Below are 25,548 nucleotides of genomic sequence, written 5' to 3'. Positions count from 1 at the left end.
GTGCAACAATTCTAGAAAGAGAAGGTAGATAAATATGAACCCAGACTTCTTAGTAAACCTTATCCTCGTAGGAAATGTTTTTCTTGGAGTATTATTCGCTCTCAAGTCAAGAAGATGGTGGCTACCCTACACCCTGATTGCAGTCACTTTTTTAACCTTGACCTTTGGTTTTGGGATTTCCCTCTTACTAAATAAAGAATCCATCCTTGCTTATTTATTTGTGTTTGTGGTGGGACAACTCATTTGGGTCTTTACATTTGTGATTGTGGCCCACATTCTGTCTTGGATTGTGAGAAAAGTTCCTTTCCGTCATAAACAACAGATTGGATGGGGTTTTCTAATTGGTTTCCCATTGTCTTTTAGTGTGTTTTTGTTCGTTAACTAGAGAATCAAATATACAAAAAAGGAATGCCACCACGGCATTCCTTTTATCATTATTCAGCTTTATCTTCAGGGCGAATCTTATCAAGAGGGACAAATACTTGCAAATGGCGGTAAAGGTTTTCGAATTCTGCTGGAAGGACACCGCCCAGCTCACCATCTACATTCAGCTGTACTTTTTCTTTTGCTTTGATTTTAATTCGATTGGCTTGGGTGTAAATCACGTTAGGATCATTTACGTGCTCGCCACGAACGGCTAATGTCGCAATGCGGATAAACTCAGCCAGATTTGTTTTCTTTAAAATTAAGAGAGAAAATAAGCCATCATTGATCGAGGCATCCGGTGCCAACTTTTCAAAGCCCCCGACAGAGTTCGTTAAACCAATGAGGAATAGCATCGCTTCTCCTTCAAATAGCTTTCCATCATACTCAATGGAAACATCAGTCGGCTTGATGGATGGAAGCATTTCAATTCCTTTTAAATAGTAGGCCAGCTGCCCCATCATCGTTTTAAGCTTACTTGGCACTTCATAGGTCAATTCTGTGATTCTTCCTCCACCGGCTATGTTAATGAAGTAGCGTTCATTCATGCGCCCGATATCGACAGGAATGGATTCACCCTTAGTGATGACATCAATGGCTGATCCAATATCCTTTGGAATGTGAAGAGCCCGTGCGAAGTCATTCGTTGTCCCCATTGGAACAATTCCAAGTTTCGGTCGGTAATCCTGTTCGGCTAAACCGTTGACTACTTCATTTAGAGTGCCATCTCCTCCTGCAGCGACAACAATATCGTACTTGCGTTCTACAGCAATGCGCGCAGCTTCTGTCGCATCTCCTTCGCAAATGGTTGCGTGAACAGAGGTTTCATATCCAGCTTGTTCTAATTTAATTAATACTTCTGCAAGGTGCTTCTTAAATAGCTCTCGGCCAGAAGTAGGATTATAAATAATTCTTGCTCGTTTCATACCCCATCATCCTAATCTGTATTAATTCCAAAAACTCGTCCTGTTATATTCCATCTTTTAACATCATATACTAATTATTTTTTTTCATGCAATTTTAATTCAATAGGCTATCTATTATAAAGCGTCTACCGGTCAATATCATAACTCTTTTCGCTGGAAAAATCTAATGAAAAATGAAAATTGTTATGTCGTATAGCAGCCTCCCCCGCTCATTGTTATAAAAAATACATAAATCGGCACTCTCTTTCGTAATGTTTATAGATTACTCATCATGGAGGTGCTCAGATGGAATGGTTGATTCTTTTACATGTACTGTCTGCCATTATCGGGGTTGGGCCAACGTTTTTCGCACATGTATTGACCCGTCCTGACAAAAGCGTTGAACAATTGAAGGTGACGACAGAATTGAATAGACGATTAGAATATTTCCCTAAAATTGGTGGAAGCATTGCCGTGTTAACAGGATTTATCCTTTTTTATAAAGGGGATTATGGGAGTTTTGCACAGTTGTGGATTCTGGGGTCTGTTATACTTTATATTCTCATTCAAATCATCGTCATTGGTTTCATCACACCCCTCTCCAAAAAAATAAGCGAATGGATATCCTTGCCGGAGAATGAGCACCTTACAGGGGCGCCACCCGAAGAAATCCAACGTCACTTAGTGAAAGTTGACCGTTACTTTTATATGGCATCCACTCTCGGAGTTCTACTATTCATTCTTATGATTATGAAACCTTAAGTATAAACAAAAAAACCATCCAGAATATCAGTTCGATATTCCAGACGGCTTATGGGAACAGTTTGATATTCCGCTGATGTAAAAACTGGATGGATTCCTGTAGGGACGAAGAATCAAAGTGGTAGACTTCCCCGACGATATCTTTCCACTTATCAAGATCCTTCATCTGATATTCACGGATGTTCCGGTAGGTCATCACTTTCAATGTCTCATTACGCAGGAAGTAGCACTGATTGCCCTGGAAGCGAACGGCGGTGATTCTTCTCATTGTAATGTTATCATCGGAATCCAAGTAGGATGCTTCTATGTCGGCTTCTAATTCTTCTTCCTCTAATGGGATCCACTCAATGGTTTTTTTCACAAAGGATTTGCCATTTGAACGGCGATCCACTTCAAATTCACGAATGTCTTTCTGGGTGAAAATAATTTCTTCCCCGAAGCCGTGAAGAAGATGTCTTTGTCTCGCTTCAAGCTCGACAGGCTTCATGATCGGTGACCCATATCCCACATCCACGTAGAGCTTACGGTTATCAATGGTAATCATCAATCCAAGGTGACCCGGCTGCACTCTGACAAATTGACAATCAAATCCTAATTTCTTCAATAGTCTCCCAAAATTAATATTTAATGTAAAACAGGTGCCTCCCCACCCTTTCGAGTGGAGATTTTCTGCGAAGGTGTGTAAAGAAGGCACAAAGGATTCACCTTGAGAGAAATAATAAAATTTACTGAAGGTTTCATATGGAATCCTGATTAAGTGCTGCTGGATTAGTCGTTGCAAATAGTTTAACGTTGGGGGCTCTATATCCATATTTAAATAGTTTACATATTTTTTTACTGCTTCCAATCCGATCACTCTTTCTACTTTTTCATCAGGCAGACTGTAAACTGGTGCTGAAGAGTAAACTCATGAAGAGCATCGTAACGTTCGGACAGGAACGTATGTAATGATTGCAGTAATCCCTCTCTCTCACTATCCTCTAAATGAGTGAGCCAGGATAAGGAGCCTACTCGCTCACACCAAGACTGTAACGTAAAGTCGACTGGGTAATAAAATGTGTAAAAATCTTTCAAGTTAAAGTCAGCTTCCTGCCATTCTAACAGCCATTCCACTGGAAATCCATTCAACCGTTTCACTGAATCGACTTTTGATCCTGGTGGGGTTATCTCTATATGTTCATGTAAAAACGTCATCGTATCCTTTACCACTTCGTGATGTGGAAGGAAGCTTGAATCACTCACAATGAACATTCCTTTTTCCTTAAGTATCCGCTTCATTTCGCTAATCGCTTTCGGGCGGTCGAATAAATGCCAGCTTCTGTGGATCATGGTAATATCATAGTATTGATCCGGCAGATTCGTAGATTCAGCTGTACCTGTAAGATATGGGATTTCCAAGTATTTCTTACTCTCTAATGCCTTGGCAGCTTTCCTAAGTTCAATAGACGGCTCGACCCCTATCACTTCGGCTCCACGCTTGTGAAGCTTTCGAGTCATAGCACCGGTACCAGAACCAATTTCAGCCACTTTTCTGCCTTCCCACACAATTCCCCTGACCTTTAACGTATCAAAAAATTGATGCGGTATATCATCACAAGACGCAGCATAACGAGAGGTCACATGACCAAAATTAACTTCCATTTACTCTCTTCCCCTATCATAATTGATTTTCACTAAAATGAACGTTACGATTTCATTTCAACTCCAACACAAAAACCTGGCTATTCCATACATACTACATTCTGTATCCTGTCCCAAAACTCCTGCTGTCTGAATGTTAGAGGGACGGACCTCCATGGTCTTTATATCGTTATAGTTAAAAAACTGCTAAATTATTACTTACCTTAAGGAATTATCCTGTTTTGACTAGTTGTAAACCTTGAAATATATTATATTTCTATCATTTGACATGGGAATATGAATAAGAAATAGAGGTCCGTCCCCAACCTAAAAAAAACGGCCATCAGAAATGACCGTTTGAGATGCAATGATGTTTAGTTGTTTGCTCCAGCTGCGATTCGCTTTACATTTTGTTCAGCGGTTTTTGTCAGGTCAGGAGTAAATCCGTTTTTCATTCGTTGATTTTCTTCATTGAAGTAGTCCCGAACTTCTTGATCAAATTCTATTTCGATGAGATCACGAATGTCTGTAATTCTAAGGGCGATCATAATGGAAACAAGATGAGCCACCGTTAAGGATTTCTTCTTGAAATTCACTAGCTCATTGATCGTAGCCACTCTTAGCCCTGTTAAGCGATGAAGATCGCCTTGTGTCAATCCTCGTTCACGCAGGATTTCTCCCAATTTAATGTGAATTTTATGGGGAAATTTATTTAGCGCTTCTATAACAATTGTATTTGTCTTTTGGTGAATCATGATGCTTCAACTCCTCATCCTATACCATATTAACGCGAATTCCGTCATTCGTGAACCGGCAAAAAATCCCATGTCGACGGGTACTTTTTACCATTCTATTTTGAGTGAGTATGAAGACATCATGCCTTTTAAAAAAGAAGACTCCAGAAACGACCGGATGTCTTCTTATATTCGGATCCTTTTTACATCAGCACATTCTGGACAAGACTTGTTTTCAAGCTTTCATACACTTCCTGCCATACTTCTTCATCTTTCGAATATTGAGAAGTTAAGCGTTGAATCATTTCCCTCTGCTTTTTTGGGAAAAGCTCATGATCCTTCGGTGGCAGCTTCGCCCGTTCATCATCCACGATCTTCTTTACCATAGGGGCTCTGGGTCCCCATACCAGCTTTTCATTTCCATCACGATCGATGAAAATGAAAATGGGGATCGCTCTCGAGATGCCATTCGTTAAGTATTGATCCATCAGTTCAAGGTTTTCATCCCGTAAAATCATCCGTACGTCCATGTCAGCGGATTTTGCCAGTTTCAACAGAATCGGGATATTCAGCATGGCATCTCCACACCAATCTTCCGTGATGGCAATCACCCGTAAGGAGTGTTCTCCTAGTTTAGCCAAAACTTCTATGTCTTCTTGTGGAATCGTAAAGTTCTTCCTGATCGCTTCGGTATTTTCTTTATGTACACTCATATATTCCAAGTAATCTTCAGGTGTCATCCCTTTAGTGAACCATTGCTCTAAGTTCATGTTTCTTCCTCCTCCAGCCCCACACTCATTCCAGTGAAGCACCAACATCTTTTCTCTCTTAAATTCTCCTTATAGCATATTCATGTTTCTCGTATTTCACAAGGAAAATATAATTTTCATTCTATTCAAAATTTCAATTGTACGATTATGCCTGTAGGAATATAATATAAGAAAAGCACCGTAACGGGCAGGTTTACAGGTTCTTATGAACTCTATTTCTTATAATCCTTCAATCTAAAAAAAGGAATAGCATAGTGCTACTCCCAGACTATTTTTTTCCAGAGGGGGATGGAATAAGTAAGTATGTGAAGAGAACTATCTTTCATACATCTTTTCTTAACAGAAAAAAAGCTGACTCAATTGTCAGTTTCACCCTCACATTTTTTGGTTAAAGTAGATAGGTATAGGACTACTCTTGAATTGAACCATCTTAAACATTTTGTGATTTTTCTATAATTTTTGCCACTTTATTATAGTAGTAGTTCAGCTCGACTAGGCTATCTGCCTCCTTCAGTCTTTTTAGATAATGATTTGCTTTTTCATAATCTTCTGGTGGCAGCTCAACCTTGATTCTCTTTTTCTTCCACTTCGCCAACAGGTTTCACCTCATTATGGTTTGGAGTCCCTCCCTTAGAGGTCGGTTCGAGCTGATAATGAGATAGCTCTTGAATATAAGACGCTTTGGTGCTTGCTAAATTTTGTTCGATTTTTCGTGTGATGACGGAACTTCCCCCGATACCTGATAATAAACTAATATAGATGACATACCAGATCGGGACCGTTTCAACAACCGGTAATACTGACAGATACCCTGCTAGAATGCCTATGATAATATCCTTTGTTGAACCAAAAAGATAGTGCCTCTCACCTTGGTCATCGATAAATTTTCGCGGAAAAGTGAAATGACCATTTTTGAAAACCAGAATATGTCCTAAGCCTCCAATACCACCCATTAACATTGGCAACAAGATCACTTCGAATAAGGACATTCTATCCACCCTCTGGAATCATTTACTATTATTATACATTATTTACAGAAAATTCAGAATAGATAATTGGACGCAATTTTGTCCACTAAAGGAGTGCCGAAATGAGAAAAATTGTGATGAAAGTCTCGTCCGTCGACAAACTTCGATTCCAAAACTATATGATGCAGCTAAAGAGAGCTGAATCAAAAGTCGAAGCGGATACGTATTATCGATTAGCCAAGAAGATTCTGGAAAAAGCAAAGAAGAAACAAATATAACCATGACCACATGTAGGATTCAAATAAAACCCGCACCATATAGTACCAGGAAGAACAAAGAAAAGAAGAGCCATTACAGCCCTTCTCCTCATTCAGCATATTTAGTTGACGCCAACCGCATTATACGCGGCATTCACACTCGCCACCTCAGCACTTCCTGCACCATATAAATCTGTAGCAGCTTGAACCGCTGCTGAACGAAGCTGGCTGAAGTTTGAAGATGGTGTTAAGTATTGAGTTAACGCACGGTAATAGATTGCCCCTGTTTTATCGGTTCCGATTCCCGTCACCTTCACACCATAGTGAGTGCCACCTTGACTTAGCAAGTAGGCTGCTTTATTTCCTATTCCACTATTGATATGAACCCCACCGTTGTCCTGCGTCCCTGTGTATCTTACAGAATAGTGGTCAGGATCACCGTATTTTGCCGGATCTGACATGGAGCGAAGTGCATCGCCACTCTTATTAGGTGTGTAAATGTCTTCCCCGATTTCCCAATCCGGATTATTATTCGTATCGTATTCTACCAATGTTCCAAAAATATCGGACATAGATTCATTGATAGCCCCGGACTCATTTTGATAAATTAGATCCGCTGTTGTATCCGTTACGGCATGTGTCAGCTCATGGGCAATGACATCCAGTCCTCCTGATAATGGAACGAATGTCGTTCCATCCCCATCACCATATACCATTTGCTGCCCATTCCAGAATGCATTATTATAGTTTCTTCCATAGTGAACAGTCGACTTCAGTGCTGCCCCATTGCCATCATAGCTATTACGATTATGTGTGTTCAAATAGTAATCGTATGTCTGCCCCGCATAATAATGAGCATCAACAGCAGCTCCATCATAGCTTGCGTTGAAAAGATTGTCGCTATCCGCCCACAGTGATCCCGGCAGACGTGTCCTGTTCGAAGCGTCATACGTGAACACTCCGTTACCTCTCGTGCGGTCCTGTAAATAATAAGTTGAAGAAGAAAGGTACGTGTTCAACGATTTCGTATCGCCCAATACTCCCTTTCCTGAGCCGACAGTATCCGTTCCTCCAACGGCTCCACCTCCGCCGCCTGGTTTACCAGCTCCGTTGTTCGCTTCATGGATATTATTTACTTTGCCTAGAATGTCGCCGGTTACAGCATCAACGAAATAATTCCAGTTCCCTGGTTCCGGAGCAAGGAAATTATAGTTTACGAGATACGCATAATGGGCTTCTCCATCTTTTACATAAATCACGGATTCAGATTTAGGTGCATATTCATAGTCAGGCTGGCTGCCTACGTGTTTCACTAAATCAGTTTCCCCTTTAGAAAGGGCTTCTTTTTTAGATAATTTTTTGGTTTGCTTTAAGTTTTGTTTTTCATCTAAATTAGCTATCGGAGCCCCGGATAATGCAGTCAGGACACCATCTTTATTCACATGAGCAGTCAGGACGGCGCCGTATACAGGCGTTCCTTTATATACTTGTTGAATGCGTAGATATGTATACCCTAAGTCATCTTTACGCTTTTCTTTCACTTGAAAAGATAGCTTTGCGTCTCCTTTGAACTTGAACGCCTGCTGTTTTTCCATTAAATAATCAAATACGATCGATTCCGGGGCATTGGTAGATGCCTTTGTTAATTTACCGGATATAAATTGGGGAGTCCCCAACTTCGCATTGAAGTTCACCTTTTCACTCACATTTGATGCACCCAATGCTTCCGGAGAAAATACCGGGCTCATCATTAATCCTGCTGTTAAACCTAATGCTACGACTTTTTTCTTCAATTACAACACCTCTTTATAAGAATTTTCTAACTATTTAAAACATTAAATATACTATAGTACAAGCACTATCCACCTCGAACGAGCCAAAATACCTACATATTTCCTTTTTCAACATCGGGTTAAAATACCTGCATAAAACGCAGAAAAATCATGTTTTTCAGGAAAACTTGAACTAAAAAAGAGGGACGGACCTTGATTTAAATCAAGGTCCGTCCCTCTTTCACAAAAAAATCACCCCTGGAAATATTAGGTTTCCAGGGGCTGCGATTATATTTTTAGCGTTTTTGAATTTCTTGAAGCAGCAGCTTGTTAACAAGCGGCGGGTTGGCCTGTCCTTTTGTTGCTTTCATGATTTGACCAACCAAGAAGCCGATGGCGCGATCTTTCCCGTTCTTATAATCTTCGATGGATTGTGGATTGGCATCAAGCGTCTCCGTCACGATCTTGAGCAAGGCACCTTCGTCAGAGATTTGAACGAGACCCTTATCTTTGACGATTTGTTCTGGATCTCCACCGTTTTCCACTAGTTCCTTGAACACTTTCTTCGCAATTTTGGAAGAAATCGTTCCTTTTTCGATTAATTCGATCATGCCTGCCAGTCCTTGAGGAGTCAGCTTAACATCTTCAAGTTCTTTTTGCTGTGCATTTAAGTAAGCTGAAACCTCACCCATCAGCCAGTTGGACGCAAGCTTCGCGTCTGCACCCGCTTCAACGGTTTCCTGGAAGAAATCGGACATTTCTTTCGTTAATGTCAGAACCATGGCATCATACGCAGGTAAGCCTAAATCTTCTACATAGCGCTTTTTACGCTCATCCGGAAGCTCAGGGATCTCTGCACGGATGCGGTCCATCCACTCTTGATCGATGTGAAGGTGTAATAAATCAGGTTCAGGGAAGTAACGGTAATCATCCGATCCTTCTTTTACACGCATAAGGATCGTTTTACCTGTTGATTCATCGAAACGAAGCGTTTCCTGTTGAATCATTCCTCCGGATAAAAGAACCTTTTCCTGACGGACGATTTCATACTCCAATCCTTTTTTAACAAAGTTAAAGGAGTTCAGGTTTTTAAGCTCGGCCTTCGTACCGAATTTCTCTTGTCCGATTGGACGAAGGGAAATGTTGGCGTCACAGCGAAGCGATCCTTCTTCCATCTTACAGTCGGAAACCCCTGTATATTGAATGATGGATTTAAGTTTCTCAAGATACGCATACGCTTCTTCCGGTGTGCGGATGTCTGGCTCAGATACAATCTCAATAAGAGGAGTACCTTGGCGGTTATAGTCGACAAGGGAATAACCGTCGCCTGAGTGTGTCAGCTTTCCAGCATCCTCTTCCAGGTGAAGACGAGTGATTCCGATGCGTTTCTTCTCACCGTTCACTTCAATTTCGATCCAGCCGTTTTCACCGATCGGCTTGTCAAATTGAGAAATTTGGTAGGCTTTCGGGTTATCCGGATAGAAATAGTTTTTACGGTCAAACTTCGTATCCGTTGCGATTTCACAGTTCAATGCGATCGCTGCTTTCATCCCGAACTCAATGGCACGTTTGTTAACGACCGGAAGAACACCGGGATATCCAAGGTCGATTACGTTTGTGTTAGTGTTTGGCTCTGCTCCGAAATGGTTCGGTGCCGGAGAGAACATCTTACTGTCCGTTTTTAATTCTACGTGGACTTCTAGTCCGATTACTGGTTCAAAATTCATTGATTTCACCCCTTACAGTTGTGGTCTTTTTGTATGGAAATCTGTAGCTTGCTCGAATGCATGGGCTACGCGATAAATCGTGCTTTCGTCAAAATGCTTCCCGATGATTTGCAGTCCAAGTGGCAGTCCAGTTGAAGAGAATCCACAAGGAACAGAAATTCCCGGTACTCCTGCAAGGTTTACTGGAATCGTTAAAATATCATTGGCATACATCGTTAATGGATCATCGATTTTTTCCCCGATTTTAAACGCCGGAGTCGGTGTTGTTGGTCCGATGATGACATCATATTTCGCAAATACGTCTTCAAAGTCTTTCTTGATCAGTGTACGTGCCTGCTGTGCTTTTTTGTAGTAGGCATCATAGTATCCAGAACTTAATGCAAACGTTCCAAGCATAATACGACGCTTCACTTCGTCCCCAAATCCTTCTGCACGGGTATTCTTGTAGAGATCAAGAAGATTCTCTGCGTTCGCAGTTCGGTAACCGTAACGGACACCATCGAAACGTGCAAGGTTGGCAGATGCTTCAGACGATGCTAACAGGTAGTATGTTGACACACCAAATTTAGAATGAGGAAGAGAAACTTCTTCCCATGTAGCTCCCATGCCTTCCAACACTTTTAATGAAGCAAGCACTGCTTGACGGGCTTCCTCACCGACACCTTCACCTAAATATTCTTTTGGAACAGCAATCTTTAAGCCTTTCACATCACCTGTCAGAGCTGCCGCGTAGTTCGGAACCTCAACATTGGCTGAAGTAGAATCATTCGGATCAAGACCAGCGATCGCTTGCAGTAGGTATGCATTATCTTCTACGTTACGAGTGATCGGTCCGATTTGATCCAGTGAAGAAGCGAATGCCACTAGACCGAAACGGGATACCCTTCCGTACGTAGGTTTTAAACCGACAGTACCTGTAAATGCCGCTGGCTGGCGAATCGATCCGCCTGTATCTGAACCAAGTGAGAAAGGTACTTCTCCAGCTGCAACGGATGCTGCTGACCCACCTGAAGATCCCCCGGGAACCGTTTCCAGATTCCATGGATTGCTCGTCTTTTGGAAACCGGAGTTCTCAGTAGATGAACCCATCGCGAATTCATCCATATTCAGTTTTCCGATCGTAATCGTATCGGCACTATGTAATTTATTGATAACCGTAGCATCATAAATAGGATTGAAGTTTTCAAGGATTTTACTGGCACATGTTGTACGGAGCCCTTTTGTGACGATATTATCCTTAATTCCGATCGGCATTCCGAAAAGAAGACCTTTGCTTTCGTCTGTACCAAGCTTTGCATCCATTTCTTTCGCTTTATTGCGGGCATTTTCTTCATCTAATGTTAAAAATGCTTTTACTTTATCTTCAACGGCATCAATACGTTTGTATGATTCGTCTACTAGATCTGTGACAGATACTTCTTTCTTATGTAAAAGCTCATGAAGCTCTGATAATTTATGGTCAAATAATGACATGAGGTCCCCTCCTTAGTCCAAGATCGATGGAACGCGTACTTGTCCATCTTGTTTGTCTGGTGCGTTCTTTAATACTTCTTCACGTGGCAGTCCTTCAACAGGCTTATCTTCACGCATAACGTTCTTCATATCCAACACATGACTCGTCGCTTCCACATTTGAAGTATCCAATTCATTCAGCTGCTCGGCAAACCCGATGATCGCATCTAATTGAGTTGTAAACTTTTTCGCTTCGTCCTCTGTGATGGCTAGTCGCGCAAGGTGCGCTACGTGCTTCACCTGCTCTTCAGAAATTCTAGACATCTTCTTCACCTCCGTATATGTTCGAACACTCACAATACTATTGATAATACCAAAATTCGCTTCATTAAAGCAACTATGATAAGAGATAACGATTGTTAGGAGCATGGCTGATTCTTGTCCATACCTCCATTCATTCTACCACGAATCAGGGAGGGGATGTGCCATTTTGTGAGGGACGGACCTTGGGTGGGGGGGTCTCTGTATGGTCCCCAAGAAGAATCGAGGATTCAAGATGGTAGCAATCGATGAGTTGGACACGATTTTGGGAGGATTTTCAAAGGGGAAAACTGGTCCATTTGTGTATGGTCTGATGGACGAAGGACCGTCAACGTGGACCAGTGCGCGGGGGATTGCGTCTTTTCCGGATAATTGCGTCATTTCAGGCTTCGATTGCGTCTTTTTCCGGATAATTGCGTCATTTCAGGCTTCGATTGCGTCTTTTTCCGGATAATTGCGTCAATTTCACACTTAATTGCGTCAATATCCTTATAATTGCGTCATTTCCCATATAATGGCCAAAACTTCATTCTCTCCTCCCCGTTAAAGGATATCTCATCCCCAAAACCGAACCTATAAAAGAGGTGATTCCATGAAAATTTATAGCTTCAAACAAAATACCGGTAAATCCATTCAAAAATTCAACAGCCGAAACGTGAGCATCCATCCATTATTAAAGCCTGATGAGCCATTTCAGATCGGTTACTTTTATTTAGAAGCAAACAGCGTACTGGGAATGCATCCCGCCATGTGCGATCAGCTTCTGATGATCACATCGGGAAGTGGATGGGTGAGAGTCTAAGGGGAAGAAAAGATCGTAGTGGAACCAGGAATGGCCGTCTTTTGGGAGGAAGGGGAAATGCATGAATCCGGATCTGATGGCGGAATGACTGCAATTGTTGCAGAAGGAAGCAGACTCGACCCCGAGCGATATCTCCCTACCAACTAAAGCATTCCATTTGCTTCCTCTCTTCCATTTGATTACCTTTAAATAGAGTAATGAAATGGAGAGGATTTTCAATATGCATCCCATTCTATTAGCCTTTATAGCCGGAGCTATAGGCGGGTTGGTGTTCACGCTCCTTGATCTTCCCCTGTCCTGGCTGCTCGGTTCCATGGTTTCTGTCTTTCTCATCAACAAATGCACGACCCTTGAGCTCGCCTGGCCATCCTATTTCAGAGATCTTGGATTGATTATCGTAGGCTATACCATTGGGCAATCTTTCAGTCAGAAAACCATGATCGAAATTTTCACTCAGCTCCCTTCTATGCTGACGATGACGATTGCGATTATTGTGTTCAGTATGGTCCTTGCCTATATCACGTCTAAGATGACGGGAATCGGCCTGCCTTCGACGATAACCGGGAGTATCCCCGGTGGACTTTCGCAAATGGTGGCACTTGGGGAGGAGATGAAGAGTATCGACTTAACGGTCGTGACGATCCTTCAGGTCATCCGGCTGCTGTCTGTCATCTTTGTCGTACCGTTCCTCGTCTTCAGTCCCCTTTTGACTGGAGAAGGAGCCGGCGCGGGGACGGCCGCGCGTTCGTTTGAGATGCCTGCCTTACACTGGGAGTTTGTCCTCTTTTTCACAATTGCCGTCGCAGCAGGGTTCCTGGCTAAAAAAATCCACCTGCCCACCGCGACCTTGCTTGGCCCGATCCTGGTCATCGGCGGCTTCATGGTGGCTGAATCACCGGTCCCGCATATGCCCGGACTGTTCATCATCCTGGCTCAATTATCACTCGGCATTTACTTTAGCTTCATGATGAATTTCTCGTCGTCCAAAACGATGGGCAAGTTTATCATGTGGTCTTTATTCACGTCACTCTGCCTGCTCCTATACTGTGCTGGCCTTAGCTTTTTATTAAGTCGCTGGCATGACATTTCATTCCTGACTGCCTTTATCAGCCTGGCTCCCGGAGGCATGGCCGAGATGGCGCTGGTAGGGCAAGCCGTCAACGCAGATCTTTCCATCATTACCGGGTACCATTTATTTCGGATCCTGTTCATTCTTTTCATCATCCCCGCGACTTTGAAAGGACTGTTTAGACTCTCTATTTTCCAAAAGGGCAGACAAAATTAGAAAAGCTTGTTTTTAATGGATGAAAATAGGCTTTTCTTTTGCTTCTGCTTTGCCTTTGGTTTTTCTTCAGCGGCTTTTTCATTTTTTTTCTTCACATAGATTTCCTCTTTATCAATGGCATGATCATAAGCGAGGACGAGGCCTATATCGGTTTCGATCTCCTTATTGGTCACCATTGAAAAAGAGACATGATACGTATCAGCGAGCTTGATGTATTTAGATAAGAAAGAGTAGCTCATATTACCATTTAATAAAAGCTTCGCCTCAGGATGCTTCTTCAGACTCTCCTGAACTTCCTTGTATACTCCCTTTTCCCTTACCTGACTCTGAGTCAGGGCAACGACGATTCGTTCCCGCAGGCTTCCGAGAAACTTTCTTCTTTCATCAGGCTTTGTTTGCTTCTGGCCATATATTCCATTATCCAGGTAATCATCAATCGTTGGTTTACTCAAAACCACAAGCACCTCCAAAACGGTCTAATTACAGTTTCTCCTACACTATATGTTTACATGTGTTTGTTTGGTTCAGTCTTATTTTCTCTTATGGAAATGCTTTCAGGCAACTAAAAGGTCCGCTTCCATCCAGAAGCGGACCTTTTTGATTTATATGGATGTAACTAGATAACCAATAGCGAGTAGTGGTTGATTTCCTCTACAGGGGTTCACTTTCCGCGGGGCGGGCGGCGGGCCTCCTCGACGCTGCGCTCCTGCGGTGCCTCACCTGTCCTTCTATTCCCTCAGGAGTCGAACACTTTCCGGTCCAATCAACTTATCTTAGGTCGACTTTCACAAAATCATTTATATAAACGACAATCTTTCAGAAAAATAATGATCTTATACAAACAGTGATTGCAATATAGCCTTCTGTACATGTAGTCGATTTTCCGCTTGCTGAAATACGGCAGAACATGGTCCGTCAATGACAGCCGCTGTCACCTCTTCTTCACGGTGTGCCGGGAGACAATGAAGAAATTTCACTTGGGGTGCAGCATGCTGTAGCAGCTGTTCATTCACTTGATAAGGTTTGAAGTCTTTAAGACGCTTAATCGCTTCTTCCTCCTGACCCATGCTTGCCCATACATCAGTGTATACGATATCCGCATTCTTAACTGCTTCTACCGGATCGTAAGAAAGAGTAAAGCTTCCTCCGTTCATTCCGGCAAGCTCAACCGTCTTACCGATAATTTCTTTAACGGGTTCATATCCTTCAGGACAAGAAATGACGACATCCATTCCAAGCTTCGCACATAGAATCATAAAGGAGTGTGCCACATTATTCCCGTCCCCAATATACACAACCTTCAATCCTTTTAGCGTTCCCTTAAGCTCCAAAATCGTGAGAACATCCGCCAATGCCTGACAAGGATGGTACGTATCGCAAAGTCCGTTGATGACTGGGACCTTCGCGTACTGGGCAAGTTCCATAACCTTCTCAGTTTCAAACGTACGGATCATGATTCCATCCACATAAGAGGAAAGGACACGTGCCGTATCTGCAATCGACTCTCCTCTACCCAGTTGTATATCACGGGCATTGAGGTAGATGGCATGACCTCCCATCTGGAGCATTCCCGCTTCAAAAGAGACACGGGTTCTTGTGGACGACTTTTCAAAAATCATCCCAAGTGTCTTTCCTTCCAACACCTTTGAATAAGGATTTTTCTTCAAGTACTGAGCCAGTGCTAAGAGCTCATCTACCTCTTCCGTTGAGTAATCCAACCACGTGACAAGATCTCTCCCTTTCAAGGAAACCGGCGACGTCGCAACATTTGGATTCATCATACTCTGCTCACTCCCTGTACGGATTTTGATGGTGCCAATGAAATGGGGTTCACTTTATTCACTTTCATACTTCGAAAAAAGGCCAATAAGGTCTCTGCTTCCGTTAAAACGGTGACCCCTGCTTCTAACGCTGCAATTCTTCTCTTCTTCATTTCAACAGTTTCTTCATGACTGAAATACACAGAAGCATTGCTTGTTTCAACCCAGTCACTAAACGAAGTTTCCGTAGAAGTCTGATACTGTTTTAATTCTTTTTGGTCACTATCGATATAAACCGTCCCACCAGTTTCTATAGCTTCATGCAGCCCTTCAAATACTTTATACAGGGCTTCTTCAACCGTCTTACCAAGACATAATCCTTCTCCCGTTGACTTCATATTGGCCCCGAGTGTTTGATCGATCTCCGGCAGGGCATGTGATGAAAATACAGGATATTTCACTCCTACAACGTCTATTTCTGCAGGAGGGCTAAAGGCGTCTATCTTCAACGACTCATCGCACATAAGGTCTGTCGCCATATCGATTAATGAGTAACCAAGAACCTTGCTGACCACCGGAACCGTCCGGCTTGCTCTCGGGTTCACTTCCAACACGAATACCTCTTCACCCTGCAGCAAAAATTGAATATTCATGATCCCTTTGTAATGAAGGGAAGACACAATCTTTTGAGCATAGCCTTCAATCGTTCTCTTGATTTCAATTGACAGGGATTCAGAAGGAAAAATAGACATGCTGTCCCCTGAATGGACGCCTGCCCGTTCAATATGCTCCATGACTCCGGGAACATACACTCCGTCTCCGTCCCCCACCAAGTCAACTTCGATTTCCTGACCCTCTTTGAATTCATCAATTAAAATAGGGAAGTACTCTTCATCCGCTTCCTGTATGAACTTCTCGATTTCGGCTTGTGTCGTTACTTTCACCATCCCTTTCCCTCCAATCACATAGGATGGACGGCAAAGAAGAGGAAAGGTTAAATACTGTGCTACTTTTAATGCTTCCTCTTTACTGTGGCAGATATCTCCCTTCACACGAGGAATCCCCAGTTCGTCCAGCAGTTGATAAAAGCGTTCGCGATCTTCTACACGGTCAATGATGTCTGAAGATGTCCCAAATAATTGGATGCCCTTCTTCTCTAAAATAGAAGCCAGGTTTAAGGCCGTTTGTCCGCCGAATTGAACGAGTACGGTATCGACTTTCTCGTGCTGGATAATGGAAAGGACCGATTCTTTCGTAATAGGTTCAAAGTACAATCGATCTGCCGTCTCATAATCCGTACTCACGGTTTCCGGGTTATTGTTCACCATGATGGTCGTATATCCATGCTCTTTCAATCGGTGAATCGCTTTAACGGCACTATAGTCAAACTCGACACCCTGACCGATTCGAATCGGACCCGCTCCAACAATCAGGACCTTTTTCCCTCCTTGTAAAGGTTGAATCTCATTGTCTCCATAATAAGTAGAGTAGGCATAATTGGTGATCGCTTCGAATTCACCTGCACATGTATCCACCATTTTAAAGGCGGGCACGATTCCTTCGTCCACTCTCATTTTTTCAATGGACGCTTCCGGTTTCCCCATTAATCCGGCAATGGTTTTATCCTCAAACCGGAATTGCTTTGCTTCTTTCAAAAGAACAGAAGTGAAGTCGGATGTTCTCAGCTTATTTTCCATGAATACTAAGTTACTCAAGATAGACAAGAACAGCTTATCGATTCCTGTCTTTTCATGAAGAGTGTGAATCGAATGGTCTCGTCTCAACAATTCCAACAGTTCAAAAAAGCGGAGATCCGTTGGTATTCCAATCCTCTCTTCAAGCTCTTCCTGAGATAAGCCGGCCAGTTCGCTATAAATGTTTTCTAAGGACAGATCCAACGACTGAAGAGCTTTATGAAAGGCAGCCTCTAACGAACGCTCGATCGACATCACTTCTCCCGTTGCTTTCATCTTCGTTCCGAGCACCCGATTCGCCTCAGGAAATTTATCGAATGGCCATCTTGGAAACTTGACGACCACGTAATCAAGAGCAGGTTCAAAGCTTGCAAAAGTGGTTCTCGTCAGTGGGTTGATAATTTCGTTCAATGTATAGCCAACAGCAAGCTTCACCGCAATTTTGGCAATGGGATAGCCCGTTGCCTTCGATGCCAAAGCAGAAGACCTGCTCACCCTTGGGTTCACTTCAATCACATAGTATTGGTTACTGTTAGGGTCTAAAGCAAATTGTATATTGCATCCTCCCACCACTTCTAGCGCACTGATAATATTAAACGCTGCTGTACGAAGCATATGAAACTCTTGATCTGTCAGAGTTTGAGAAGGAGCGACGACGATGGAATCACCCGTATGGACACCAACAGGGTCGAAATTTTCCATATTACAGACGGATATACAATTTCCTTTCGAATCTCTCATGACTTCATACTCAATCTCTTTGAACCCGGCAATGCTTTTTTCCACCAGTACTTGATGAATCGGGCTAGCCTTTAATCCGGTTTGAACGAGTTTACTATATTCCTCCTTGGTAGAAGCGATGCCGCCTCCTCTTCCCCCCAATGTATAAGCCGGGCGCACAATGATCGGGAAGGAAATCTTTTCAGAAAAAAGGATAGCCCCTTGAAGGTCGTGTACGATAGCACTTTCTGCCGTTGGATGTCCCAATGTGTTCATCAAGGTTCGAAATTTCTCTCTGTCTTCCCCTTTTTGAATCGAATCCACAGAGGTCCCAAGCAGTGTCACTCCATATTCCGCGAGAACTCCTCTTTCATCCAGCTCCACTGCGAGATTCAGAGCGGTTTGACCTCCAAGATTTGCGACGATTCCGTCTGGGCGTTCAGCAGCGATAATCGCAGTTAATGTTTTGACCGTTAAGGGCTCGCAGTACACTTTGTCAGCGTAGGTCGTATCTGTCATGATCGTCGCCGGATTATGATTCACGAGAATCACTTCATACCCTTCATCCTTCAGGGCAAGGCAGCCTTGTGTACCTGAGTAATCAAACTCTGCTGCTTGCCCGATGATGATAGGGCCTGATCCGATTATGAGGATTTTTTGAATACTGGAATCTTTAGGCATACATCTTCTCTCTCCCTGGTTGTTTAATCGTTTGATAGAATTGTTGGAATATCCACGAAGCATCTTCAGGACCCGGACGCGCTTCAGGATGAAATTGAACCGAAAGAATAGGCTTGCTATTATGTTGAAGCCCTTCAAGGGAACCGTCATTGACGTTCATAAAACGCGGTTCTAACCCGGTTCCTGTTAAACTGGCCCCGTTCACGACGTAATTATGATTTTGTGATGTGATAAACACCTCTCCGGTTTGGTTATCAATGACAGGATGATTCGCCCCTCTATGACCGAATAATAATCGTTCGGTATTCCCTCCGAGTGCCAGTGCGATTAATTGATGTCCTAAACAAATTCCGAGGGTCGGAAGCTCCATGATTTTCTCCTTCAGCTTAGGTAAAAGACTCATCATTTCTTTCGGATCTCCAGGACCGTTCGACAGAACCAGTCCGTCAACATTCATCTGATCCAGAAGCTCAAGCTGATGATAGGGAATGACGGTAACAAGACAATCCATCTTTATCAAACTGGATACAATCGATTTCTTCACACCGAAATCGACGACGGCTATATGCTTGTTTCCACTACCCATCTTGCGGATCTGAGTAAGGGCTACCTTTTCAACTTGGCCTGTGAGTTTCTCTTTTCCTGGAAGTACTTCTGTATAAGATATACACGCGTTTTGAGTTCCAACATCTCTGATCGCCTTCACTACCTGCCTCGTATCCACACCTGTCATGAATGGGATCTTCCACTTTTTGAGATAGTCTTTAAGGGAAGAAGTCGCATGATAATGGGAGTACAGCGCAGGTGATTGGAGCATGATGACTCCCTTCACCTGCGGCTGTGAGCTCTCGAAGTCATCTTCGTTTACGCCATATTGACCGATGAGCGGATACGTGAAAACAACGATTTGATCTTTGTAGGAAGGATCGGTCAGTACTTCCTGATACCCCGTCATTCCCGTAAAAAATACAATCTCACCCTGAACGGGATCTTCTTCATCCATTGTGACTTCACCTATAAAGGTCTTTCCGTTTTCTAAACATAAGTAACCTGTCATGAGATCGCCCCTTAAATTGAATTTTTATTTATATTAAAGAATTTTTATACATTTGTTGCTAAAAAAAATAGATTAGTATACACCAGCTGATTGATGCTGTTTCAGCGTATCGACCAGTATGTGAAGTGCCTGATCGAGCTCGTCATAGTTGACCGTTAAAGGTGGTAATAGACGGATCACATGCGTACCTGCCGGCAGCGTCAATAATCCATTTTCCCGCAGCTCATCGATGATTTCTTTTACTTCCATATCGAATTGGATGCCGATCATAAAGCCTATCCCTTTTACCTCTTTTACGCAACGAAATTCTTGTAGTTGATTCTTCAGCTTTTGCATAAAGTACTCAGATTTACTTTGTACTTCTTTTAGAAACACTTCATCAAAAATCGTTTCAAGAGTCGCTTTCACTGCTGCCATCGCTAATGGATTACCTCCGAATGTCGACCCGTGAGTTCCTGGCGAAAAGGAGGAAACAAGATCTTTTTCACCCATCATCGCACCTACTGGAAAACCACTTCCCAGTCCTTTAGCCGTCGTGACGATATCCGGTTGCAGGGAATAATGCTGGTAAGCAAATGGAACTCCCGTACGACCGATCCCTGTTTGGACTTCATCAACAATGAATAAAGCATCCATCTCCTTGCACTTCATTTCTACTGCCTGTAAAAAAGAAAGAATACCAGGATTCACCCCGCCTTCCCCTTGAATCACTTCCACCATGATGGCCGCAACGTCATTTCCTTCCACTTTCGAAAGAGCCTGTTCATCGTTATAAGGAAGATAGTCAAAGGTTGGAACCAATGGACCGAATCCGCTATGAATCTTCTCCTGCCCCGTTGCACTCATGGTCGCAAAGGTCCGGCCATGAAACGATTGCTTGAAAGTCAGGATCTTCGTTTTACCCGTATGCTTTTTGGCTAACTTAATCGCTGCTTCGTTCGCTTCAGCTCCACTATTACAGAAGAAAACAGCATCTAAGCCGCTGGCGGAAGCAAGGAGTGAAGCTGCATCTTCCTGCAGCGTAATCGGAAACAGGTTGGATACATGCCAAAGTTTATCCAATTGTTGTTCAAGAGCCTCTTTAACAACATAAGGAGAGTGACCTAAATTACAAACCGCAATACCTGAAATGAAATCCAAATAGGATTTCCCGTTTTGATCTTGAACAACCGTGCCGTTTCCTGAAACCAATTCAATATCCAACCGATTATAAGTAGGAAATAAGTGACTCATACCGCCCCGACTCCTCCTCCGTCTGTTATACGTGTACCTAGCATTTCGCCATCTTGAAAGATCGTGTCCTGACACCCGACGATCATGACTTCTTTAATGTTAAACCCAAGAACCGACAGGGCTGCCTGCACCTTCGGAATCATTCCGCCGTGGATGATTCCGGTTTCTATATATTGAAGGATCTCTTCCTTTGTTACACGTGAAACAATTTCCCCTTCTTTTAAAATTCCGGGAACGTCTGTGACAAAGACCAGCTTCTCTACCTCCAGGGCTTCTGCTATGGCAGATGCAGCCAGATCTGCATTCACATTTAGCTTTTCCCCATTGTTTGTAGTGGCAAGGGGAGTGATAACAGGCACGTAGTTAAGCGAAAGCAGATTGTTTAATAAGGTAAGATTAACCTTTTCAATTTTGCCAACATAACCTAGTGACCCTTCATCCATGATGCTGGCCTTTAACAAATGGGCATCGTACCCGCTTAATCCGATTGCTTTTATCCCTGCCAGATTGAGTTGATGTGTTAACTCGCTATTCACTTTGCCCTTTAACACCTGTTCGACGACTCCAAAAACCTTCTTTGTGGTTTTTCGCTGGCCATTAATGAAGGTGGATTCGATGGCCAGTTTATTCAGCATGGCCGTGATCTCAGGACCTCCCCCGTGAACAAGTACTACATGGTAGTGTTGCTGAAGGTCTTTTATACTTTCATAAAAAAGGGATGAGAGCTTAGAAAGGACACTTCCTCCCAGTTTGATTGCAATCACTGGCTTAGGTTCGATAACTTGCATTGATTTTGACGTAATCATACGTAAGATCACACCCCCAGGCTTTTCCTTTTCCTTCTCCACCATGCAACGCGATGGATATGTTCACATGTTCAGCTTGCATATACTGACTTACACTCTCTTCATTGAATGGCTGAGGAGTACCATTTGAAAACACGAGTGTTTCTCCAATATAAATGTCACATTGATGGGGCTCGATCGTCACCTCACTGTGTCCCATGGCACCAACAATCCTTCCCCAGTTTGGGTCACCGCCAAAGAGTGCCGTTTTGACTAAATTGGAACCGACGATTTTTTTTGCTAAAATGTTTGCGTCTTGATGGGAGTGAGCTCCTGTGACGTTCACTTCCACAAGTTTGGTCGCTCCTTCACCATCCCGGGCAATTTGTTTGGCCAGATCTTGACATACGTGAATTAACCCCTCTTGAAAGTGATGCCAATCAGGATGGCTTTCATGTAAAGTGTCGTGCTCTACCATCCCGTTTGCCATCGCAATGACCATATCATTCGTAGACGTTTCTCCATCTACAGTGATCTGATTAAAAGATTGATCGATTGCTGTTTTAAGAGCTTTTTGAAGGTCGGTGGATGAAATCGAAGCATCCGTTGTGATGAAGCCAAGCATCGTCGCCATATTGGGATGAATCATACCTGATCCCTTTGCACATCCTCCGATTGTGACCGTTTCCCCATCTATTTTTACTCCATAGCATGAAGTCTTTTCGATAAGATCCGTCGTTAGGATGGCCTGTTGAAAAGACTCTGCACTCTGTTCCGTCGAATCAACCTCGATTTCGTTGCAGCCCTTTTCAATCTTCTCCATAGGAAGCCACTCACCAATGACTCCTGTCGAAGCGACGGCTACGTACTCTTCCGGAATTTGAAATCGCTTGGCCGCCCACTCCCTCGTTTGATAGGCATCTTTTAATCCTTGTTTACCCGTACAGGCATTTGCGATCGCACTGTTGACAACAATTGCTTGTAGAGTGCGTGATTTCAAGATACTTTCTTGTGTGACTTTAAGGGGAGCAGCTTGAAAATGACTTTGCGTATAAACAGCTCCGACTCGTGCAGGTTTCTCACTGTAGATGACTCCAAAGTCTTTCTTTGCGTATCGAAGACCGGTATGCATCCCCCCTGCCTTGTATCCAAAAGGCGAAAGAATCGTTCCTCCAGGAATGTGCTGAACAGCCTTTTCTTTTACTAGTTTCATTGATTCTCCCCCTCTTATGGATAAATTGGATAGTGATGAAGTCCTGTCGTTTCGTCTAACCCCAGCATTACATTCATATTTTGAACCGCCTGGCCGGCAGCTCCTTTAAGTAAGTTATCGATCACAGACACAATCGTCACGCGATTCGTCCGTGAATCTACTTTTATCGCAATATCGCAGAAATTCGTGCCGAATACTTCTTTTGTACTTGGGAACTGGCCCTTAGGACGAATCCTGATGAATGGGTGAATCTCGTAATAGGCTTGGTAAATGTTGTGTAACTGCTCAGTGGTGTATGTGCTTTTTAATTCCGTGTACATCGTAGCCATAATCCCACGGGTCATGGGAATAAGGTGTGTCGTAAAGGTAATGGGTCCCGCTTCGCTGTGCCACTCCTTCAATTGTTGTTCAATTTCAGGAGTGTGCTGGTGTTGATGAACCTTATAGATTCGTAGATTTTCTTGAGTCTCTGAAAAATGACTGGATTGAGTCGCTTTTCTCCCTGCTCCCGATAATCCCGTTTTGGCATCGATAATGATGGAGTGGGGCTCAACAAGCTCATGGTGAAAAAGCGGAGCCAATCCTAGAAGGGTGGCTGTCGGAAAGCAGCCTGGGTTCGCGATCAGTTCCGCCTCTTGAATGGATTGTCGATTGCATTCTGTGAGACCATACACCGCTTTCTGTAAAACATCTGAAGATGCTGATTCTCCTTTGTACCACTCTTCGTATTCTTGAGGATTCTTCAAACGCAAGTCCCCTGAAAGATCGATCACTTTCGCCTTTTCACCGAGTAGATTCTGAGATAATTCCTTCGATACACCGGAAGGAACGGCCAAAAAGACGAAATCAAGCTGCTTCATTTCCTCGATTTTAATAGGATTCACTACTTCATGTGACAGGTTAAAGAGGTGTGGATATTGATCTGCATAAAGTGCCCCCTCCAAAGAAGATGAATACAAAATACAATTATCCACATTCGGATGATTTACCAACAATCGATGAAGCTCCACTCCACCGTAACCCGTACTACCAACAATACCAACATTCATATCTATTCACCACGCAGATTAAATTTAAATTAGCTCTAATTATATGTATGTATATTAATAAAATCAATAGTATATTTATAAATATTTTCTATAAAGTTAATTTATTCACAAATTTGCATCGATAGTACTACCCGGAGAAGCGCCCAAAAGAAAGGTCCGTCCCTCAGGGTATAGCAACCCCCGAGGGACGGACCTTCATTTATATTTTTATGCAATTGAATTCTTTAGAATTGAGCAGCCTCTGTTGAACCTTTAAGGGCTGTTGTAGAGGATGTTCCACCTGAGATCACCATCGATACTTCATCAAAGTAGCCTGTTCCTACTTCGCGCTGATGTCTCGTAGCTGAATAGCCATATTTCTCGCTGGCAAATTCCGCTTCTTGAAGCTGAGAATATGCAGCCATTCCGCGCTCTTTGTATCCTCTCGCAAGCTCGAACATGCTATGGTTCAGTGCATGGAATCCTGCAAGCGTTACGAACTGGAACTTATAGCCCATTTTCCCAAGCTCCTTTTGGAACTTAGCGATCGTTTCATCGTCCAGTTTCTTTTTCCAGTTAAAGGATGGTGAGCAGTTATACGCCAATAATTTCCCTGGATGCTCAGCGTGAATCGCCTCAGCAAATTGGCGAGCTTCTTCAAGGCTCGGTTCTGATGTTTCACACCACACAAGATCTGCATAAGGAGCATAAGCCAAGCCTCTTGCAATCGCCTGATCAAGTCCCGCTCTTGTACGGAAGAACCCTTCAGGAGTGCGTTCCCCTGTAATGAACTGCGCATCGTACGGATCCACATCACTCGTGATTAAATCTGCGGCATTCGCATCTGTACGGGCTACGATTAATGTTGGTACACCCATTACATCAGCTGCCAGACGTGCTGAAATTAAATTCTTCACGGACGTTTGTGTCGGCAGTAATACTTTGCCTCCCAAGTGTCCGCATTTCTTTTCAGAAGAAAGCTGATCTTCAAAGTGGACGGCTGAAGCCCCTGATTCGATCATACCCTTCATGAGTTCGAATACATTAAGCTGTCCTCCGAAGCCCGCTTCTGCATCGGCTACAATCGGCACAAACCAATCAATCGATTCATCCCCTTCTACATAATGAACCTGGTCTGCACGCTGCAGGGCTTGATTGATTCTCTTTACCACGGATGGTACTGAGTTCGCAGGATATAAGCTTTGGTCGGGATACATTTGCCCGGCAAGGTTGGCATCGGCCGCTACCTGCCATCCACTTAAGTAAATCGCTTTCAGGCCGGCTCTGACTTGTTGGACAGCCTGGTTTCCGGTCAAGGCACCAAGTGCATTGATATAGTCCTCTTTGTGAAGCAGATCCCACAGCTTTTCAGATCCGCGTCGAGCAAGAGTATGCTCGATATCAATTGATCCTCTTAAACGAATGACATCTTCAGCCGAATACGGTCGGGATACACCCTTCCATCTTTGATCCAATTCCCAGTTTTCTTGTAGTGCTTTTACGCGTTCGTTATTTGCTTTTACCATTGATAATCTCTCCCTTTTGTTTGCTTATTGGTTTTGTATTTCTATAAGAATTA

The 25,548-nt window shown here is 43.2% G+C and carries 26 protein-coding genes; 6 read left to right on the top strand and 20 right to left on the bottom strand.

Translation table 11 applies throughout. The features are described from left to right. Positions 1-34 precede the first annotated feature (34 nt). A complete protein-coding gene (locus Q1B03_RS11555; RefSeq protein WP_299741349.1) occupies positions 35-385 on the top strand; it encodes a hypothetical protein in 351 nt (116 codons plus the stop codon). A gap of 49 nt (positions 386-434) precedes the next feature. On the opposite strand, the gene Q1B03_RS11550 is transcribed toward Q1B03_RS11555, so the two are convergent. Further along, positions 435-1,349, bottom strand: coding sequence for a diacylglycerol kinase (locus Q1B03_RS11550; protein WP_299741348.1), 915 nt, complete (start codon positions 1,347-1,349; stop codon positions 435-437). Between the two features lie 285 nt (positions 1,350-1,634). On the opposite strand from Q1B03_RS11550, the gene Q1B03_RS11545 reads away from it, so the two are divergent. Next, on the top strand, positions 1,635-2,090 hold the full coding sequence (locus Q1B03_RS11545) for a DUF2269 family protein (RefSeq protein ID WP_299741347.1): 456 nt from the start codon (positions 1,635-1,637) through the stop codon (positions 2,088-2,090). A 49-nt stretch (positions 2,091-2,139) separates the two neighbouring features. On the opposite strand, the gene Q1B03_RS11540 is transcribed toward Q1B03_RS11545, so the two are convergent. The 6 genes from Q1B03_RS11540 to Q1B03_RS11515 form a co-directional block, all read right to left on the bottom strand. Further along, the gene (locus tag Q1B03_RS11540; protein ID WP_299741346.1) at positions 2,140-2,937 is read right to left on the bottom strand and encodes an arylamine N-acetyltransferase; all 798 of its coding nucleotides are present in this window, start codon (positions 2,935-2,937) and stop codon (positions 2,140-2,142) included. Positions 2,938-2,951: 14 nt separating this feature from the next. Continuing rightward, on the bottom strand, positions 2,952-3,731 hold the full coding sequence (locus tag Q1B03_RS11535; RefSeq protein ID WP_299741345.1) for a class I SAM-dependent methyltransferase: 780 nt from the start codon (positions 3,729-3,731) through the stop codon (positions 2,952-2,954). A 353-nt stretch (positions 3,732-4,084) separates the two neighbouring features. Continuing rightward, positions 4,085-4,465 (bottom strand): helix-turn-helix transcriptional regulator, encoded by a 381-nt coding sequence (locus Q1B03_RS11530; RefSeq protein ID WP_299741344.1) that lies wholly within the window; start codon positions 4,463-4,465, stop codon positions 4,085-4,087. Between the two features lie 182 nt (positions 4,466-4,647). Continuing rightward, positions 4,648-5,214 (bottom strand): thioredoxin family protein, encoded by a 567-nt coding sequence (locus Q1B03_RS11525; RefSeq protein WP_299741343.1) that lies wholly within the window; start codon positions 5,212-5,214, stop codon positions 4,648-4,650. A 430-nt stretch (positions 5,215-5,644) separates the two neighbouring features. After that, positions 5,645-5,809 carry a hypothetical protein gene (locus Q1B03_RS11520; RefSeq protein WP_156142419.1) on the bottom strand — a complete coding sequence of 55 codons (165 nt, stop codon included), beginning with the start codon at positions 5,807-5,809 and terminating at the stop codon, positions 5,645-5,647. After that, positions 5,775-6,203, bottom strand: a complete 429-nt coding sequence (locus Q1B03_RS11515) for a DUF4257 domain-containing protein (protein WP_299741342.1) — start codon at positions 6,201-6,203, stop codon at positions 5,775-5,777. Before Q1B03_RS11515 ends, Q1B03_RS11520 begins: the two co-directional genes overlap by 35 nt. Positions 6,204-6,304: 101 nt before the next feature. On the opposite strand from Q1B03_RS11515, the gene Q1B03_RS11510 reads away from it, so the two are divergent. Then, the gene (locus Q1B03_RS11510; protein WP_299741341.1) at positions 6,305-6,460 is read left to right on the top strand and encodes a hypothetical protein; all 156 of its coding nucleotides are present in this window, start codon (positions 6,305-6,307) and stop codon (positions 6,458-6,460) included. Positions 6,461-6,561: 101 nt separating this feature from the next. Here the strand turns inward: Q1B03_RS11510 and Q1B03_RS11505 are convergent, their stop codons facing one another. From Q1B03_RS11505 to gatC, 4 genes are all read right to left on the bottom strand, one after another. Then, entirely contained in the window at positions 6,562-8,232 is a 1,671-nt protein-coding gene (locus Q1B03_RS11505; RefSeq protein WP_299741340.1) for a M4 family metallopeptidase, read from the bottom strand. Between the two features lie 275 nt (positions 8,233-8,507). Beyond that, entirely contained in the window at positions 8,508-9,938 is a 1,431-nt protein-coding gene (gene gatB, locus Q1B03_RS11500) for an Asp-tRNA(Asn)/Glu-tRNA(Gln) amidotransferase subunit GatB (RefSeq protein ID WP_299741339.1), read from the bottom strand. Between the two features lie 12 nt (positions 9,939-9,950). Next, on the bottom strand, positions 9,951-11,411 hold the full coding sequence (gene gatA / locus Q1B03_RS11495) for an Asp-tRNA(Asn)/Glu-tRNA(Gln) amidotransferase subunit GatA (RefSeq protein ID WP_299741338.1): 1,461 nt from the start codon (positions 11,409-11,411) through the stop codon (positions 9,951-9,953). Between the two features lie 12 nt (positions 11,412-11,423). Next, positions 11,424-11,714, bottom strand: a complete 291-nt coding sequence (gatC, locus tag Q1B03_RS11490) for an Asp-tRNA(Asn)/Glu-tRNA(Gln) amidotransferase subunit GatC (protein WP_034760864.1) — start codon at positions 11,712-11,714, stop codon at positions 11,424-11,426. 202 nt (positions 11,715-11,916) lie between these two features. Between gatC and Q1B03_RS11485 the strand changes: the two genes are divergently transcribed. From Q1B03_RS11485 to Q1B03_RS11475, 3 genes are all read left to right on the top strand, one after another. After that, positions 11,917-12,165, top strand: a complete 249-nt coding sequence (locus Q1B03_RS11485) for a hypothetical protein (protein ID WP_299741337.1) — start codon at positions 11,917-11,919, stop codon at positions 12,163-12,165. A 138-nt stretch (positions 12,166-12,303) separates the two neighbouring features. Then, complete coding sequence (locus tag Q1B03_RS11480) at positions 12,304-12,513, top strand: hypothetical protein (protein WP_299741336.1); 210 nt, start codon at positions 12,304-12,306, stop codon at positions 12,511-12,513. Positions 12,514-12,733: 220 nt separating this feature from the next. Beyond that, positions 12,734-13,798: an AbrB family transcriptional regulator gene (locus Q1B03_RS11475; protein WP_299741335.1), complete on the top strand. Its 1,065-nt coding sequence runs from the start codon at positions 12,734-12,736 to the stop codon at positions 13,796-13,798. On the opposite strand, the gene Q1B03_RS11470 is transcribed toward Q1B03_RS11475, so the two are convergent. The 9 genes from Q1B03_RS11470 to aceA all read right to left on the bottom strand — a co-directional run bounded on the left by Q1B03_RS11470 (position 13,795) and on the right by aceA (position 25,495). Further along, positions 13,795-14,256: a YueI family protein gene (locus Q1B03_RS11470; protein WP_341357278.1), complete on the bottom strand. Its 462-nt coding sequence runs from the start codon at positions 14,254-14,256 to the stop codon at positions 13,795-13,797. The genes Q1B03_RS11475 and Q1B03_RS11470 overlap by 4 nt on opposite strands. 375 nt (positions 14,257-14,631) lie before the next feature. After that, a complete protein-coding gene (gene argF, locus Q1B03_RS11465) occupies positions 14,632-15,579 on the bottom strand; it encodes an ornithine carbamoyltransferase (RefSeq protein ID WP_299741333.1) in 948 nt (315 codons plus the stop codon). Next, positions 15,576-18,653: a carbamoyl phosphate synthase large subunit gene (locus tag Q1B03_RS11460; protein WP_299741332.1), complete on the bottom strand. Its 3,078-nt coding sequence runs from the start codon at positions 18,651-18,653 to the stop codon at positions 15,576-15,578. Before Q1B03_RS11460 ends, argF begins: the two co-directional genes overlap by 4 nt. Next, positions 18,646-19,710, bottom strand: a complete 1,065-nt coding sequence (locus Q1B03_RS11455; RefSeq protein WP_299741331.1) for a carbamoyl phosphate synthase small subunit — start codon at positions 19,708-19,710, stop codon at positions 18,646-18,648. Before Q1B03_RS11455 ends, Q1B03_RS11460 begins: the two co-directional genes overlap by 8 nt. Before the next feature lie 72 nt (positions 19,711-19,782). Continuing rightward, positions 19,783-20,943, bottom strand: coding sequence for an acetylornithine transaminase (locus Q1B03_RS11450; RefSeq protein ID WP_299741330.1), 1,161 nt, complete (start codon positions 20,941-20,943; stop codon positions 19,783-19,785). Further along, on the bottom strand, positions 20,940-21,749 hold the full coding sequence (argB, locus tag Q1B03_RS11445; protein ID WP_299741329.1) for an acetylglutamate kinase: 810 nt from the start codon (positions 21,747-21,749) through the stop codon (positions 20,940-20,942). Before argB ends, Q1B03_RS11450 begins: the two co-directional genes overlap by 4 nt. Continuing rightward, positions 21,712-22,941 (bottom strand): bifunctional ornithine acetyltransferase/N-acetylglutamate synthase, encoded by a 1,230-nt coding sequence (argJ, locus tag Q1B03_RS11440; protein WP_299741328.1) that lies wholly within the window; start codon positions 22,939-22,941, stop codon positions 21,712-21,714. Before argJ ends, argB begins: the two co-directional genes overlap by 38 nt. A gap of 14 nt (positions 22,942-22,955) precedes the next feature. Then, entirely contained in the window at positions 22,956-23,990 is a 1,035-nt protein-coding gene (argC, locus tag Q1B03_RS11435; RefSeq protein WP_299741327.1) for an N-acetyl-gamma-glutamyl-phosphate reductase, read from the bottom strand. A 224-nt stretch (positions 23,991-24,214) separates the two neighbouring features. After that, positions 24,215-25,495 (bottom strand): isocitrate lyase, encoded by a 1,281-nt coding sequence (gene aceA / locus Q1B03_RS11430; protein ID WP_299741326.1) that lies wholly within the window; start codon positions 25,493-25,495, stop codon positions 24,215-24,217. Between the last annotated feature and the right edge of the window lie 53 nt (positions 25,496-25,548).

Origin of the sequence: uncultured Rossellomorea sp., from assembly GCF_947488365.1 — a bacterium.
GTDB lineage: Bacteria > Bacillota > Bacilli > Bacillales > Bacillaceae_B > Rossellomorea.
This window is presented reverse-complemented; position numbering and strand designations above follow the sequence as displayed.

What these genes read in the sequence shown, in the direction of transcription:
- Q1B03_RS11555 (WP_299741349.1), top strand. Translation starts at nt 35, where the DNA reads ATGAACCCAGACTTCTTAGTAAACCTTATCCTCGTAGGAAATGTTTTT.
- Q1B03_RS11550 (WP_299741348.1), bottom strand. Translation starts at nt 1,349, where the DNA reads ATGAAACGAGCAAGAATTATTTATAATCCTACTTCTGGCCGAGAGCTA.
- Q1B03_RS11545 (WP_299741347.1), top strand. Translation starts at nt 1,635, where the DNA reads ATGGAATGGTTGATTCTTTTACATGTACTGTCTGCCATTATCGGGGTT.
- Q1B03_RS11535 (WP_299741345.1), bottom strand. Translation starts at nt 3,731, where the DNA reads ATGGAAGTTAATTTTGGTCATGTGACCTCTCGTTATGCTGCGTCTTGT.
- Q1B03_RS11530 (WP_299741344.1), bottom strand. Translation starts at nt 4,465, where the DNA reads ATGATTCACCAAAAGACAAATACAATTGTTATAGAAGCGCTAAATAAA.
- Q1B03_RS11525 (WP_299741343.1), bottom strand. Translation starts at nt 5,214, where the DNA reads ATGAACTTAGAGCAATGGTTCACTAAAGGGATGACACCTGAAGATTAC.
- Q1B03_RS11515 (WP_299741342.1), bottom strand. Translation starts at nt 6,203, where the DNA reads ATGTCCTTATTCGAAGTGATCTTGTTGCCAATGTTAATGGGTGGTATT.
- Q1B03_RS11510 (WP_299741341.1), top strand. Translation starts at nt 6,305, where the DNA reads ATGAGAAAAATTGTGATGAAAGTCTCGTCCGTCGACAAACTTCGATTC.
- gatB (WP_299741339.1), bottom strand. Translation starts at nt 9,938, where the DNA reads ATGAATTTTGAACCAGTAATCGGACTAGAAGTCCACGTAGAATTAAAA.
- gatA (WP_299741338.1), bottom strand. Translation starts at nt 11,411, where the DNA reads ATGTCATTATTTGACCATAAATTATCAGAGCTTCATGAGCTTTTACAT.
- gatC (WP_034760864.1), bottom strand. Translation starts at nt 11,714, where the DNA reads ATGTCTAGAATTTCTGAAGAGCAGGTGAAGCACGTAGCGCACCTTGCG.
- Q1B03_RS11485 (WP_299741337.1), top strand. Translation starts at nt 11,917, where the DNA reads ATGGTCCCCAAGAAGAATCGAGGATTCAAGATGGTAGCAATCGATGAG.
- Q1B03_RS11480 (WP_299741336.1), top strand. Translation starts at nt 12,304, where the DNA reads ATGAAAATTTATAGCTTCAAACAAAATACCGGTAAATCCATTCAAAAA.
- Q1B03_RS11475 (WP_299741335.1), top strand. Translation starts at nt 12,734, where the DNA reads ATGCATCCCATTCTATTAGCCTTTATAGCCGGAGCTATAGGCGGGTTG.
- argF (WP_299741333.1), bottom strand. Translation starts at nt 15,579, where the DNA reads ATGATGAATCCAAATGTTGCGACGTCGCCGGTTTCCTTGAAAGGGAGA.
- Q1B03_RS11460 (WP_299741332.1), bottom strand. Translation starts at nt 18,653, where the DNA reads ATGCCTAAAGATTCCAGTATTCAAAAAATCCTCATAATCGGATCAGGC.
- Q1B03_RS11455 (WP_299741331.1), bottom strand. Translation starts at nt 19,710, where the DNA reads ATGACAGGTTACTTATGTTTAGAAAACGGAAAGACCTTTATAGGTGAA.
- Q1B03_RS11450 (WP_299741330.1), bottom strand. Translation starts at nt 20,943, where the DNA reads ATGAGTCACTTATTTCCTACTTATAATCGGTTGGATATTGAATTGGTT.
- argB (WP_299741329.1), bottom strand. Translation starts at nt 21,749, where the DNA reads ATGATTACGTCAAAATCAATGCAAGTTATCGAACCTAAGCCAGTGATT.
- argJ (WP_299741328.1), bottom strand. Translation starts at nt 22,941, where the DNA reads ATGAAACTAGTAAAAGAAAAGGCTGTTCAGCACATTCCTGGAGGAACG.
- argC (WP_299741327.1), bottom strand. Translation starts at nt 23,990, where the DNA reads ATGAATGTTGGTATTGTTGGTAGTACGGGTTACGGTGGAGTGGAGCTT.
- aceA (WP_299741326.1), bottom strand. Translation starts at nt 25,495, where the DNA reads ATGGTAAAAGCAAATAACGAACGCGTAAAAGCACTACAAGAAAACTGG.